Origin of the sequence: Helicobacter sp. (assembly GCF_017502485.1) — a bacterium.
Taxonomy (GTDB): domain Bacteria; phylum Campylobacterota; class Campylobacteria; order Campylobacterales; family Helicobacteraceae; genus Helicobacter_B.
This window is the reverse complement of sequence record NZ_JAFVUX010000007.1, coordinates 1-13,828: the sequence shown is the minus strand read 5'-3', so window position 1 is coordinate 13,828 and position 13,828 is coordinate 1. Positions and strand designations below refer to the sequence as shown.

The window sequence follows — 13,828 nt, the reverse complement described above, 5'->3', positions numbered from 1 at the left end:
CCAAAGGATTTAGATTCTAGCACGGGCATTGTGCGCGATCTTGAGCTTACCAAGTTTTGCATCACGCTACCTGTTCTCCACCACTTCCCGAATCATTTTCCACACTCTTGGCACGCCTTAGATCAGGACTCTAGTCAAGCAGGTATAAGCACGCAAGCATATTACCAAGCACTCTGCACCAAAGCCCTGCGCAAGCTTCTCCCACCAAATGGTAATCCCGCGCGCTTTCTCCGCAGACTCTACACCACAAGCGACTCTCCAAAGCTAGTGCAGAGATTCCACGCGCACTACCCATTTTCACGCAATGCACGCTTTGAAGGGGTATTTTCTAATGCTGTGTATTTTGCTGAGATAGAATCTATCTTGCGCCAAGAATTTACCCTAAAAGCCCCAAAGCCTAGTGCCAAAGCTTTACAAGAGTACATACAATCCACCAGCAACTCTGTATTTCTCCATATCCGCAGAGGCGACTACCTAGCACAAGAGAATTGGGAGTATGTCAAGCTAGGAAGCGCATATTATGACGCTGCTATAGCTCTTATGCGCACTAAAGTTAGCAATCCAATTTTTTTCATATTTAGCGATGATTTGCAATGGTGTAAAAATGAGCTTTATACAAGACTACAATCACTTAAAGGCACAAAGCTACACTTCATCGGCAACAATGATCAAAGCGATGCGATTAGTGATCTTGTGGCTATGGCAGCGTGTCAAAACGCCATTATCGCAAACTCTACCTTCAGCTTCTGGGGCGCGTATTTGATCAACAATCCTGCAAAGCTTATAATCCGACCCGCTCAATACACTTGGCGCGGATATAGCCCCCTATGCTACCCAGAGTCGTGGTGTAAGCTTGATGTGATTTGGGGAGAGATTACACACTAACTAGAATCTAGCTTTCCCCATAGAAAATGCTCGTAGCAAAACACCAAGCCACTCCAAATAAGCAAGAAAGCTCCGCCCTATCCCAAATATTTGTGATAAACGCCCCACCATAATCCCTAGAATCTAAAAAGTGCCGAAGATAACAAGGGATACTTGTGTAGAAATTTAGCGCGATAGTATTGATCTTTTCTAATGCGTATAGCCACTTCTCCCTTACTTTTGCGCAAATACTTGTAACTGTGCTAGCACCTCAGCTTGCTTTGCCTTAGCTTCTGCAAGTGCGCTAGCGTTAGATTCTAAGACATCTTTAGGGGCGTTAGCTAGAAATTTAGCATTGTTTGCTAGAGATTCTAGCTTAGTGATTTCTTTAGTAAGCTTTAGATTCTGGTTATTTAAGCGCGTGATAATAGGGGCTAGATCAATGCCCTGTAATGGTAGATAGCTTTTTACTAGCGATCCAATATCTGCCACGCAGCTTTTATCTAGCTCATTTTGCGCATTTGTATCTACACATTCAATCATACCCACTTTAGCAAGCTTGCAAATAGCTTGTATTGCACTAGTAGATAGCATAAAATCTGTGGTGATATAGGCAATATCAATAGGCTTATTTGCTAAATCGATAAGAGCCTTAGCACGGCGCAAGGAGACAATGGCATCTTTAATGTACTCAAACTCGCTCTCCCTAGCACTATCTTGCTCTATCTCACTAGGGTAGCGCGTAATCATTATAGACTCGCTAGATTCTAGTGTGCTACCGCGCAAGGTGTGATAGAGTGATTCTGTAAGAAATGGCATATAAGGGTGCAGCAGTTTCATCGCCTCTATCATCACTGCACCTAACTCATTGATGGACTCTTTTTGTGCCTTTGCTAACTCAATACACCAATCACAAAACTCTCTCCACAAAAAGCGATATGCCACGCTTGCGCCATCATTGAATCGGTAAGATTCTAATGCGGCTCTAAGATCTTTTGTTGTGCTATTTAAGCGTGATTTAGCGTAGCGACCAAGTGGTGTTTGGTAAGCATTGATGGAATCTAGCTCACTAAATCCGCAAAAGCTAGAATCTGCTTGTTTTGCATAGAGTAGCAAAAACTGCGCAGCATTGTAGAGCTTATTGGCAAAATTTTTGGCAAGCTCTAGCTGAGACTTTGCTAGGCGAACATCTCGCCCTTGTGCGCACGCGTACGCTAGGGCAAAACGCAAGGAGTCTGCCCCATACTCTTCTATCATTTCCAAAGGATCAATGATATTGCCCTTGCTCTTACTCATCTTTTGCCCTTGCTCATCACGCACTAGCGCGTGCAAATACACATCTTTAAAGGGTAGCTCCCCTAGCAGACTCTCCCCACTAAAGAGCATTCTAGCCACCCAGAAAAACAAAATGTCAAAACCTGTGATAAGCAAAGAGTTAGGATAAAATCGCACAAGATCAGTGGCGTTATACTGCTCCTTACACTCGCCATCATTCCCCCACCCAAGCGTGCTAAACGCCCAGAGTCCCGAGCTAAACCAAGTATCTAGCACATCAGGATCTTGTAGCACGCTAGAGCCACATTTAGGGCAGGAGGATTCTCGCTCATTTTTGCTAGCGTAAATATGCCCACACACGCCATTTTGGCAATACCACACCGGAATCCTATGCCCCCACCACAGCTGCCTAGAGATACACCACGGCCGGAGATCACGCATCCAAGCATTGAAGTTGTTAAGCCACTGGGCTGGGTGAAATCTAGCCATAGGTTTTTGGCTAGTGGATTTAGCTTTACTAAACAAACCTGCTTGGGCTTGCTCTTGCACCGCTTCGCTGGTTTTGTGTGATAAATGTGAGAGCGGTGAAAAATCACTGCAGTCATTACCGCTAAGGCAACTTCCTTGCGATTTTTCTTGTAGCCCATATTTCTCATCGCAAAACAAGGGGTATTGCTTGGGCTGTGCCGATGTTGCAACTTCGCCCTGATCGTCTTCTTCAAGGATTCTAGGATTTGCGGTGCTGCTTTTGTAGGTTTTAGCACATTCTGGAGCAGGACTAGACTTGATACCTGCAGTTGTCCCACAATTTGCCAACTCTGCGGAATGGTTCAAAGATTTTTGTAAATTGACCTTACCAATCGTCTCTCTCGCAATATCTTGAGAGATAAACCACTGCCTAGACACATAAGGCTCTATCACATTCCCACAACGATAGCACACGCCTACTTGATTGCTATAAGGCTCGATTTTCTCCACCGCGCCTGCTTCTTGCAATGCGCACACAATATCTGAGCGTGCCTCTAAGCGATCACGCCCAGCAAATCCCAGCGCATATGAGTTTAGCACGCCTTTTTCATCAAAAACCACAATGGATTCTAGCGCGTGGGTTTTGCCTACTGCATAGTCGTTTTCATCGTGCGCTGGAGTAACTTTCACCACTCCTGTGCCAAACTCCATATCCACAGCACTATCAGCGATAATAGGTATCTCTCTACCCACCAAAGGTAACACTACCCTTTTGCCAAGCAAATGTGTATAACGAGAGTCATTAGGATTTATCATCACTCCACTATCGCCGAAAAATGTCTCCGGGCGCGTGGTAGCCACAAGTAGCACTTCATTAGAGTCTAACACAGGGTAGCGCAGATAGTACAAATGCGTCTCTTGCTCAATATGCTGCACTTCTATATCTGATAGTGCGCCATCTTTGACACACCAATTCACCATATAATCCCCCTGATAAATCAGCCCTCTTTCATACCACGCTACAAAAGCTTCTCTCACAGCATTTTGTAGTCCAGAATCCATCGTAAAGCGTAGGCGCGACCACGCAGGTCCAATACCTAGAGCTTGCATTTGCGTGATGATTTTACCTCCAGATTCTTCCTTCCACTGCCATACACGCTTGATAAACTCATCGCGCCCAAGCGTTTCTTTGCTTAATCCCTGTGCTAGAATGTGCTTTTCTACGACATTTTGCGTAGCAATGCCTGCGTGATCAAGTCCGGGCTGATAGAGTGTGGCAAAGCCGTCCATCCTCTTAAAGCGTGTGACAATGTCTTGCAGTGTAAAAGTAAGTGCGTGTCCAATGTGTAACACGCCCGTAACATTAGGCGGGGGCATCATTATGCAAAAGGTCCTTGAGCGATCGCTCACAATGCTAGCATTACCTTCTATCTCAAAATACCCACGCTCTTTGCAAATAGTATAAATGCTCTGCTCTATGGATTTTGGATCATAGCTCATTAGAATCCTTTAAAATAGTCTTAAGTGTGATTGGCAAGAGATTGTGCCAGCGTTTTAAATAGCTCACCACGCTCTTTGTAGGAGGAGAATTGATCTAGGCTTGCCGCAGCAGGAGAGAGCAAACAGGCAAAATCTTTGGCAAAGATCGCGCTAGATTCTGTGCGCTCTTTGCCTTTAGATTCTAGCGTGTGTAAAGCTATATCACGCGCTTTGTAGATAGCCTCCATAGCTCTATGCAAGCTCCCACAAGCATTTGCCCTAACTCCATATTCTCTAGCTAGGGACAGAAGCTTTGACTCATTGCTCCCTATGGTGAAAATCTGTGCCTTTTGCATACGCTGCAATAATGTGAAAATCTCCGTGCAATCCGCTCCTTTATCATCGCCTCCTAGGATCAAAAACAATGCACGATCCTTATAGCGCGTGATCGCCTGTAAAGTCGCATCAGTATTTGTGCCTTTAGAATCATCGATGAAAAGCCACTGCGCCCCCAAATCCTGCACGAAAAATTCCTCCATTCTATGCGCACCGACTGTAAAGCCAGCAAGAGCTGGAATAAAAGTAGCTAGATGTGCTTGTGTCAGTGCGCGTGGGCAAAGACTTGCCAAAGCCACTGCACTAGCAAGTGCTAGAGAAGCATCAAGCAAAAATGGCTCAAAAAATGGCAGACCATCTTTGTCAAGCTCTAGCCCCTTAGCGCGTAAAAATGCGCGCAAATCACTAGAATCTCTATAAAACACCATCTCTCCTGCAAACTCCTTGCACAAGCGATGATCTCTCAAAGTGCTAGGCACGATTGCCACACTATCAACCCCCATTCGCGCGAGCGGAGAGAGCTTATCATCAACATAGCCCGCAAAGCCATTATGCCAGCTTATGTGGTCTTGACTTAGGGGTAAAAGCGCGTAGATTCTGGGTGTAGCGACTTTTGTGTAGTGCAAGGCAAAGGAGCTAGTCTCTAGCACCCAAAGTGATGTATTTTGCTCATAGAGTGTGATAAGTGGCGTGCCGATGTTGCCCCCAGAGCGCGCGCCAAATGGAGCTAGGATATGTGTGAGCATTTGAGTGGTGGTAGTCTTCCCATTAGTTCCACTCACCCAAATTTGTGTCATTGGCTTTTGGTTGGTGGATTGGGTTTGTAGCGATAAGTCGGTGATTGCTTCACGCTCACTGCAGTTACGCACGCCAAGTGTGCGCCCTTGACCACCCAAGACCGAATTCTCCAGCCACCAGATGAAATCATACTCGCTCACTGCCCTTCTAGCCCTCCCAAAATACGCGTGATCTGGTGGGATACCCGGGCTTAGAATCTCTAGCGCGCTAGATTCTGCGCAAAACTCCCTAGAATCTAGCAAGATATTTTCCACATCGCCCCCGCTGCTAGAATCCAGCCTTTTCCCCTCTGGCTTATCATCATAAATCGCACAAGCCTTCCCCAGCGCATTCAAAAACGCTACGATAGGCTTAGTCGTAACGCCATAGCCCAGAATGCTAATAGGCGCGCTAGATTCTAGGGCACTATCAATCGCCTTTGCTTGAAGCTCTTTAGGCAGTGGCTCTAGGGGCATAGCAGTCCTTAGCGCACTTTGAGACTTAGTAGCGCGATCAAGTTTGAGAGTAGCGCGATAATCCAAAAACGCACAATGATTTTGTTCTCCGCCCAGCCCTTTTGCTCGAAGTGGTGGTGGATAGGTGCCATAAGGAAAACACGCTTTTTGCGCATTTTGTAGCTACCAATTTGTAGCATTACAGAGAGCGTCTCAATCACAAATATCAGTCCAATTAGCAGCAATAAAATCTCGTTATTAGACACGATTGCCATATATGCCATAAATCCGCCAATAGCCAAGCTCCCACTATCTCCCATAAAGACTTGGGCAGGGTGGCAGTTATACCACAGAAAGCCTAGCAGTGCGCCGATCATCGCTACCCCCACGACCATAAGCTCCCCAGCATTAACCATAGGCAAGAATAAATACCGCCCAAATTCAACATTCCCAGAGAGATAGACAAACACGCACAGCGTGGCAAGTGCGAAGATTGAAGGCACGCATGCCAAGCCATCAAGCCCATCGGTGATATTGACAGCATTGCTTGTAGCTAGAAATACTAGAATCCAAAACCCTATCATCAATGCTGGATACTCGCTAAGGGCGAAAAGGGGCTTTTTCATAAACGGGACATAAAAATCACTTGCAAGCCCCGCGCCATAGTGCAGAGCCAAGCTCACGCCAAGTGCCGCTAGAAAAAGTAGTAGCATTTTAAGCCTAGCGCTCATACCGGCATTAGACTTTTTAGCTATTTTCATATAGTCATCGTGTGCGCCGATAAGCCCAAAGATAAGTAGCGTTGCAATACCTAAAATCGCGTAGAGATTGCTAAGCTGGATACACAAAAGCGCGGCGATGCTTGCTGAGATGATAAATACGCTTCCGCCCATTGTGGGGGTGTTAGACTTGCCTTTGTGCGTGGGGACATAGCTAGAGATAGGCTGGCTTGCTTTGCGCGCTTTCGCCCACACGATAAAAGCCGGCATAAACCACACACACAGCACAAACGCGACAAAGAAGCTCACACCCGCACGGAAGGTAAGGTATTTGAAAATATTTATATCAAAATACGAGTAGAGATAATACAGCACATACACTCCTTAGACTATTCTAGCGCGAAAGTGTCCCCTAAAGTCCTAAATCTTGCGCTTAGCAAGCCCTATGCTTTTAGATTCTGCTTATAGCACTCTGCACCTTGAAAGATAAGCGCAAATTATAGTAGTTTTACCTTAAAAAGTGTAGAATGCGCGCCTTTAAGCGATGACAAGTGCCAAGCTAGAGATCTAATATCTATTTAAAGTATAAGGAGCAGTTGTGTCCATAGTGGAATCTAAACGACAAAGCGCCCTAGAGTCTCTCTCTTGCTCTTGCGCGTTTAAAACTACTGCACTTTATGCGAGCCTAGTGCTTGTGGTGGCTAGCGTGGCGATTTTGCCTTTTTCTTACTCTGTGGTTTCTATCAAGCTTCCTGTTAATTTGCTTTTCATAGCACTTGGGGTGTTTGCGCTTGGATTTTGGCGCGAGTATAGGGAGCTAGGGCGCGCACTTGGGGGGATATGGTTTGCACTTGTGTGCTTGCTTGTGGTGGTTATTATGCCGTATGGCTCGCTATTTTGGGCAGTGGATACTAGGGCGACTTTGCAAGCAATTCGGCAGTATTTGCTAGAGCCTAGCTTGTTTCTCTTGCTTGGCTTTTTTCTCACCACTAAGCTTGATGAAAGAGGACTAAAACTCCTGCTCATAGGGCTTTGTCTAGCACTGAGCTATCACCCCATTGCTACAATATGGGATTTTTTTGCCAATGGTGGTGGGAAGTTTGGGTATAGGGCTATGCTCCCGGGCTATCATACCCCCCAAACCGTGTATGTATTCTACCTGCTCTTTCCACTAGGGCTAGCACTTGGCTTTAGTATGATGGTCTCTGGGATAAAGCGCGCAGCGGCATTTGGAGCTGTGCTAGTATGTTGTGCCGCTCTTATTGCTAATGGAGGGCGGTTTGCCATACTAGCTGGAGTGGCAATGCTACTAGTCCCATTTCTTATCTGCTCTTACAAGTATAAGCGATATATCCTGCTAGGCTTAAGTATCCTTGTGTGTAGTCTAGTGCTTTTGCTTTATGTGATGAGCAAAAATTGGGAAGCGCGCTACAATTTCTACTCTATGGTGCAAAATTTCTCTACCATTTGGCATACAAATCCCGCGCAAATGGGGCAATTTACTTACTGCGATGAGAGCTTTTGCTCTCCCCACTCGCTTGATGAGCAATCAAACATTCAATGGGAGTATTCAAGCCTAGCTAGACTCTCAATGCTAAAATCCACTTTGCTAGCCATAGCGCAAAACCCCTTCCGCCCCAATGGCTACCACTTCCAGCAATTTCCGCAAAATATCACTAAAATCTTTTTGCCAGATTCTCTATACTATCCCTTTACACACCGCTGGCACGCGCATAATCATAACTACATCGTATCGCTATGGTTTGAGCTAGGCTTTATCGGCTTTGGCGCAGTGGCAGCATTTATGCTCTACATTGTTGCGCAGTGGTATGCGAAAAAACTCCCCCTAAATGGCGTGCATATAGCCTACAAGCCCCGCGCTATCTTGCTCTGTGGGGTGGGGATTGGGCTGTTTGGACTAATTGTAAGCAATCTTTTTGACTGCTTGCCGGTGCGAGATGGACAAATCGTGCTATTTTTACTGCTTGGTATAATGCTAGCTACCATAACTCCAAAGGATTACAATGCTATCTCTTAGACTTTCTCTTTTATCAAACAAGCTCTTCAAGCACCGCTATATCCGTCGCAATAGCGCGTAGCTACAAAATCTCATAGGCTTTGTGTATTTTCACACTTCTAATACTTCTATGGGGGGGGGGGCGAAGTAATGCGTGGCTGCAAGCACGGCTAGCCAAACTCGCACGCTCTTTTCTTAAACGCTTTGGCACGACCTATGTAAGACTCCGTCTTTTGCTTGGATTTATCGATATACCTCAGCTCACCATTGTGCTTACAACCAAATGCACCTTGCGCTGTGAAGGCTACAGTAATTTAATGCAATACTTCACGCCAAGCGATCACTTCACTACCGATCTTAACTCCATACAAAATGACATAGAAAGGCTTTTGCAAGGCATATCTTCTATATCCTCCATTCATATTATTGGCGGCGAAACGCTACTTTTCAAGCAGCTGCCAGAGCTTATGCACTTCCTAGCTAGCAAGAAGCAGATCAAAGCTCTAGAGCTTATCACCAATGCTACGATTCCATTTTCACAAAAGCTTTTAGACTCCCTAGCCTATAAAAAGACGCGCGTTATCATCTCTGACTACAGCGCAAACCCAGAGCTTACAAAAACGCTGTGCCAAGAGCAGATACTACAAGCCCTGCAGGAGCATAACATTAAGCATATTTTCTATCATCAAAACTCCCTTTGGCGCGATATGGGCAGAATCTACAAGCGCAATCGCACTGACGATGAAAACAAGCGCAACTTCCTAGCCTGCGACATACCTTGTGTAACTTTCATCGGCGCAGATTCTAGCGATAAAGCGCAAAAAGGTGGTATCTTTGTCTGCTCGCTTGCTAGCTCTCTAGCCAAGCTACGCTCACAAGCAGAGTTTGCTGGGGATTTTGTCTCCTTAGATTCTAGCACGCTCTCTAGTGATATTTTGCGCTTTTATGCGCAAGATTTTTTCAAATCCTGTGATTACTACCCCAATAAATGGGAGCATAGCGATGGTATCCCTGTGGCTTTGCAGACAAAAGAAACTCTAACACTTAGTCCCCCTGTCTCCTAATACGCTATAATCCCCAATCCCAAAACAAAACTATTAGGAAGATCTTAAGGATTGGCGATGGTGCTTGCTAAAATCTCTAGTGTTATGCTTGCGTGCGCTGGGCTAGTCCTATGCATAGGGCTTATGCTCCTTAGCACAGGTGAAGCCAATCTTAAGCCAAATCCGCTTTTCAAAGCTGGAGTTAGCGCGCTTTATATTGTTGCGCTTTGCTTTATCCTAAGTGCCATAGCTCTGCCACATTTCAAGCAAAATCTAGCGCATTATTTTGCTAGGGTTTCTCTATTTTTTATCCTTTTGCTAGGCATTATTGCCCTAAGCTTGCTCTCTTTATACTTCACCGCAGACAGACACTTAAGCTGGAGCTTTATGCGGAGATTTCTCCTAGAGCCAAGTCTTTTTCTCTTGCTTATCTCGCTCTACTTTTATACTATCAAGCCAAGCTCGCAAGCTCGCATTATCTATGCTTTGTTGATAATCTTTTCCTTGCAGCCTATTTTTACGATAGGGGATTTTATTTACTACGGACTAGCAAATGACCTAAGCTTTATAGCTATGCTTGGCTCCTATCGCCCTATGCCATTTTTCTTCGCAGAAGCACAAACAGGCTATGCGTTTTTTCTCATCATTTCTCTAAGTCTTAGTGTCGCGCTTTTTTGCACCAAGCCTAGCAAGCTGGCTTTATTGCTCGTGGGGCTTAATATCCTAGCCTGCATTGTTGCCAATACTCGGTTTCTCCATATTTGTCTGTGTGTGATTATGCTGCTTCCTGCTATCTTGCTCCCCTACCGCTATAAGAGCAGAATCCTTGCTGGCGTAAGTGCCGTAGCGCTTCTGTGCGGCGTGGGATTCTACTATGTAAGCGCGCATTTATCGCCCCGCTATAATCTCGCTGCTATGCTTGATAATTTCGCGCAAGTGTGGAGCTTGCCCCCCGCGGCTATGGGGCGATTTGATAATAATTGCGATAGCGTGCAGCATTGTATGCCTGAGTCTTTTCCAAGAGACCCTAGCCTGATCTGGGAGCACTCATCACTTAATCGTTTGGCGATGAGCAAGGCTACTTGGCTAGGGATACTAGACAACCCATTGCGCCCAAATGGCTTTGGGCTTGGGCTTTTTGCCAAAAATATTGTGCGTATCTTTGGGAGTGGCGAGCAAATCCCCTACTATATCCATAGGCACGATGATGGGAGTGTCCTGCCATTTTATTGGACAAATCATAATGGCATTTTATATCTGTGGTTTGAGCTGGGGATCGTGGGCTTTGGACTTATCGTTTGGCTACACTTGTGGCTTTTACTACAAGCGCGCAAGCTCTATGAGTGTGCTAGCTTATCCACTATCTCGCGCGCCTTTGCGCTTGGGCTATCGCTTAGTATTCTAGGGCTTATAGTGGCAAACTGCTTTGACGCCCTGCCAAATCGCGCTGGCACACTTGTGCTTTTTCTGCTCTTTGGACTACTGATAGCTCTAATAGCAAAGTATGGTCATAAGGAAAGCGCGTAATGAAGCTAGTCTCTGTCATTATCCCTATCTACAATGTAGAATCCTATCTTGCGCAGTGTTTAGACTCTGTGCTGGCGCAGAGCTGCTCGCGTATAGAAGTTATCTGTATCAATGATGGTAGTGTGGATTCTAGTGGAAAAATCGCACAAGAGTATGCCACAAAAGATAGCAGGATCATTTATGTAGAGCAGGAGAATCAAGGCGTAGCAGTAGCACGCAACAAGGGATTAGAGAGAGCAAGCGGAGAGTATGTCGCCTTTATGGATCCTGATGATTTCTACCCAAGTAGCACGACTCTAGAGCTACTCTACACAAAGGCGAAGCAAGCTAATGCTGTGATTTGTGGCGGGAGCTTTAGTGATTATATCAATGGCACGATATCGACCACATACCCTAGAGAATTTTACGGCTACACTTTCACACAAGAAGAATTTGTCGATTATGATAAGTGGCAGTTTGACTTTGGCTGGATACGATTTATTTACCGCAGAGAATTTTTGCTGCGACATAAGCTCTTCCAGCCGCTCTATACCAAATATGAAGACCCTGTATTTTTTATCCAAGCTATGCTACTAGCTAAGCGATTTTACGCGATACCTGAGATCACCTACTGCTACCGCGTAGGACACCAAGATAGAGCAAAATGGCAGGCAAAGCACTGGGGAGATCAAACAAAAGCAATGAGCGAGATTCTCTCTATCGCCACCGCCCATAAGCTCCACACTCTCTATGATCTCACGCTATTCCGCGCCAGCATAGAGAGCCAGACACTTCTGCACCTAGTCAAGCGCGGTATTGCCCCATTGCCCCCGCTTATCGATCTAGCCAAGCTGCTTGACAGCAATCCTGCTAGAGTTAATAGCGACTATCCATTATCCATATCTAAGCCTTACACCACCTACTATGAGAGCTTGCTCTATGAGATTTCCGCGCATTGTGCTGCAAGTATCGCAGCTACAAATCTCTACCAATGTAAGCTTGGCAGAATCTTTACAAAAATTTTGCAGCAATATGCGCGATTTAAGCACTGGAAAGCTAGAAATTCTCTAGGGGGGGGGGCGCATAATGTAGAGCGACCTCTCTGCTATCTTATCCCCAGAGTCTCGCTCTCCATTTTCTTTAGCAATCTCTCCCATTTGGCAAAGCTTCATTGTCTTGCTATCTCGTGGCAGAGCTTACCCATACAAGCACGCCCACTCTATGTCAATAGGCAGGGACTATGAGCGCGCTGGTCTCTGTCATTATCCCCATCTACAATGTAGAATCCTACCTTGCGCAGTGTTTAGACTCTATCCTAGAGCAGAGCCATAAAAATATAGAAGTCATTTGCATAGATGATGGCAGCACAGATTCTAGCGGAGCAATCGCGCAACAATACGCAAGCAAAGACCCTAGAATCCACTTTTTCACCCAAGCAAATACCGGTGCAGGAGCCGCTAGAAATGCTGGGCTAAAGCAGGCTAAAGGAGAGTATATTCTATGCTTTGATGCCGATGACTATATGCGCCAAGACACATTAGCACTCTTGCTCCAGCAAGCCATTAGCACAAATGCAGATCTCACCATAGCTAGCTCACAATCCTTAGATGACTCCCTAGGCATACTCGCTCCCCAGCCAGAATGGCTACGCCTTGATCTCATACAAGATTACAAGACCTTTAGCCACTGCGATTTGCCTAGTGATATTTTTGGATTCTGCGTGGGGTGGGCGTGGGATAAGCTTTATAGAAGATCTTTTATACAAGAGCATAGCCTAGCTTTCCACAATCTCCCTGTGTCAAATGACTTATTTTTTGTCTTTATGTCGCTAGTATATGCTAGGAAAATCGCCTGCGTGCCACAGACTCTCTTCACCCATAGAATCAATGTCAAAAACTCCATAGAATCTTCTAGGGACAAGCACCCGCTAGTATTTATCCAAGCTATCCACACTTGGCAGCAAGCTCTTATACAAAGCGGCGCATACCCCACCCTAGAGCAGAGCTATGCTACTTGGGTGCTAAACTACTGCCTATGGCATTTACACACACTCTCCACACAAGAAGCCAAGAAGTCTGCCTACAATGCCCTTCACTCTTATGGGCTAAGGCAGCTAGGCTTACTTCGCGCGCCAAGAAGCTACTTCCCGCCAGCCTTGTATCAAAAGCTTTTATATATACGATTTATCCCATATAGCCTGCATAGGCGTAACCTTGCGCAAAATATTGGCTTTAAGTCCCTGCTTAAATCTCTATTTCGTCTCCACATCAGTAGAAATTACATAGTGATACGACTCTTTGGCAAAACTCTGTATCAAAGCGCGCCCAAAGCTTAGAATACCTACATATCAAGCCTCCGTTATCACCCTTAAGTCGCCTACTTTGCTCCTACTTTGCGCCATTTGCGTGCGCGGTGTATCAAAAAAAAAAAAAACAGCTATAATTCCGCCAAATTCACACGATCGCAGTCAAAGCGCGTTTAAAGTCGTAGCTTATCGCACTTAGGAGGTCTTATGCCAAAGCCTAGCCCAAGCCCCCACGCCACGATCCTTGTGTGCTACCATAAATTTTCTAAGCCCATCATCGCTAGCGGGGTCCTGCGCCCCATCATCGTCGGCGCGGCAAATATGGGCGAAGAAGCGAAAATCCTGCAAGAGAAGCTAGAATCTAAACTGCCTAAAAATTTACGCTTAGGGGGGGGCAGATAAGTAAGGGTTCAACTTGTGCGCTAGATTCTAGCCTGAAAGCCAAATCGCCTGTGTTAAGAGATGATAGTGGGGAGAACATCTCTCATCTCAATCCCCACTTCTGTGAGCTTACTGCAATGTATTGGGCGTGGAAAAATGTGGATTCTAGCTATTATGGGCTCTTCCACTACCGCAGGGTGCTG

The 13,828-nt window shown here is 45.7% G+C and carries 11 protein-coding genes; 8 read left to right on the top strand and 3 right to left on the bottom strand.

What is annotated here, in order from left to right; translation table 11 throughout:
* The first annotated feature begins 30 nt into the window (after positions 1 to 30).
* The gene (locus tag IKB69_RS01455) at positions 31 to 885 is read left to right on the top strand and encodes an alpha-1,2-fucosyltransferase (protein WP_290945374.1); all 855 of its coding nucleotides are present in this window, start codon (positions 31 to 33) and stop codon (positions 883 to 885) included.
* A 213-nt stretch (positions 886 to 1,098) separates the two neighbouring features.
* Here the strand turns inward: IKB69_RS01455 and IKB69_RS01450 are convergent, their stop codons facing one another.
* From IKB69_RS01450 to mraY, 3 genes are read right to left on the bottom strand one after another with little or no spacing between them, the layout of a single operon-like run.
* Positions 1,099 to 4,107, bottom strand: a complete 3,009-nt coding sequence (locus tag IKB69_RS01450) for a valine--tRNA ligase (RefSeq protein ID WP_290945372.1) — start codon at positions 4,105 to 4,107, stop codon at positions 1,099 to 1,101.
* A 20-nt stretch (positions 4,108 to 4,127) separates the two neighbouring features.
* On the bottom strand, positions 4,128 to 5,675 hold the full coding sequence (gene murD / locus IKB69_RS01445) for a UDP-N-acetylmuramoyl-L-alanine--D-glutamate ligase (protein WP_290945370.1): 1,548 nt from the start codon (positions 5,673 to 5,675) through the stop codon (positions 4,128 to 4,130).
* A gap of 8 nt (positions 5,676 to 5,683) precedes the next feature.
* On the bottom strand, positions 5,684 to 6,748 hold the full coding sequence (mraY, locus tag IKB69_RS01440; protein WP_290945368.1) for a phospho-N-acetylmuramoyl-pentapeptide-transferase: 1,065 nt from the start codon (positions 6,746 to 6,748) through the stop codon (positions 5,684 to 5,686).
* Between the two features lie 223 nt (positions 6,749 to 6,971).
* Between mraY and IKB69_RS01435 the strand changes: the two genes are divergently transcribed.
* The 7 genes from IKB69_RS01435 to IKB69_RS01405 all read left to right on the top strand — a co-directional run.
* Positions 6,972 to 8,411: an O-antigen ligase family protein gene (locus IKB69_RS01435; RefSeq protein ID WP_290945366.1), complete on the top strand. Its 1,440-nt coding sequence runs from the start codon at positions 6,972 to 6,974 to the stop codon at positions 8,409 to 8,411.
* 80 nt (positions 8,412 to 8,491) lie between these two features.
* Positions 8,492 to 9,454 (top strand): radical SAM protein, encoded by a 963-nt coding sequence (locus tag IKB69_RS01430; RefSeq protein WP_290945363.1) that lies wholly within the window; start codon positions 8,492 to 8,494, stop codon positions 9,452 to 9,454.
* 57 nt (positions 9,455 to 9,511) lie between these two features.
* A complete protein-coding gene (locus IKB69_RS01425; RefSeq protein WP_290945361.1) occupies positions 9,512 to 10,960 on the top strand; it encodes an O-antigen ligase family protein in 1,449 nt (482 codons plus the stop codon).
* Positions 10,960 to 12,183: a glycosyltransferase family 2 protein gene (locus IKB69_RS01420; protein ID WP_290945359.1), complete on the top strand. Its 1,224-nt coding sequence runs from the start codon at positions 10,960 to 10,962 to the stop codon at positions 12,181 to 12,183. Before IKB69_RS01425 ends, IKB69_RS01420 begins: the two co-directional genes overlap by 1 nt.
* Entirely contained in the window at positions 12,180 to 13,274 is a 1,095-nt protein-coding gene (locus IKB69_RS01415; protein ID WP_290945357.1) for a glycosyltransferase family 2 protein, read from the top strand. Before IKB69_RS01420 ends, IKB69_RS01415 begins: the two co-directional genes overlap by 4 nt.
* 177 nt (positions 13,275 to 13,451) lie before the next feature.
* A complete protein-coding gene (locus IKB69_RS01410) occupies positions 13,452 to 13,646 on the top strand; it encodes a hypothetical protein (protein WP_290945355.1) in 195 nt (64 codons plus the stop codon).
* Positions 13,643 to 13,828, top strand: a 186-nt coding sequence (locus IKB69_RS01405) for a DUF4422 domain-containing protein (RefSeq protein ID WP_363240043.1), incomplete at its 3' end; no start/stop codon positions are given. The genes IKB69_RS01410 and IKB69_RS01405, both read left to right, overlap by 4 nt.

Bases quoted from the DNA above. Each gene is read 5' to 3' on its own strand.
- IKB69_RS01420 (WP_290945359.1), top strand. From the start codon at position 10,960: ATGAAGCTAGTCTCTGTCATTATCCCTATCTACAATGTAGAATCCTAT.
- IKB69_RS01415 (WP_290945357.1), top strand. From the start codon at position 12,180: ATGAGCGCGCTGGTCTCTGTCATTATCCCCATCTACAATGTAGAATCC.
- murD (WP_290945370.1), bottom strand. From the start codon at position 5,675: ATGCCCCTAGAGCCACTGCCTAAAGAGCTTCAAGCAAAGGCGATTGAT.
- IKB69_RS01450 (WP_290945372.1), bottom strand. From the start codon at position 4,107: ATGAGCTATGATCCAAAATCCATAGAGCAGAGCATTTATACTATTTGC.
- IKB69_RS01410 (WP_290945355.1), top strand. From the start codon at position 13,452: ATGCCAAAGCCTAGCCCAAGCCCCCACGCCACGATCCTTGTGTGCTAC.
- IKB69_RS01425 (WP_290945361.1), top strand. From the start codon at position 9,512: ATGGTGCTTGCTAAAATCTCTAGTGTTATGCTTGCGTGCGCTGGGCTA.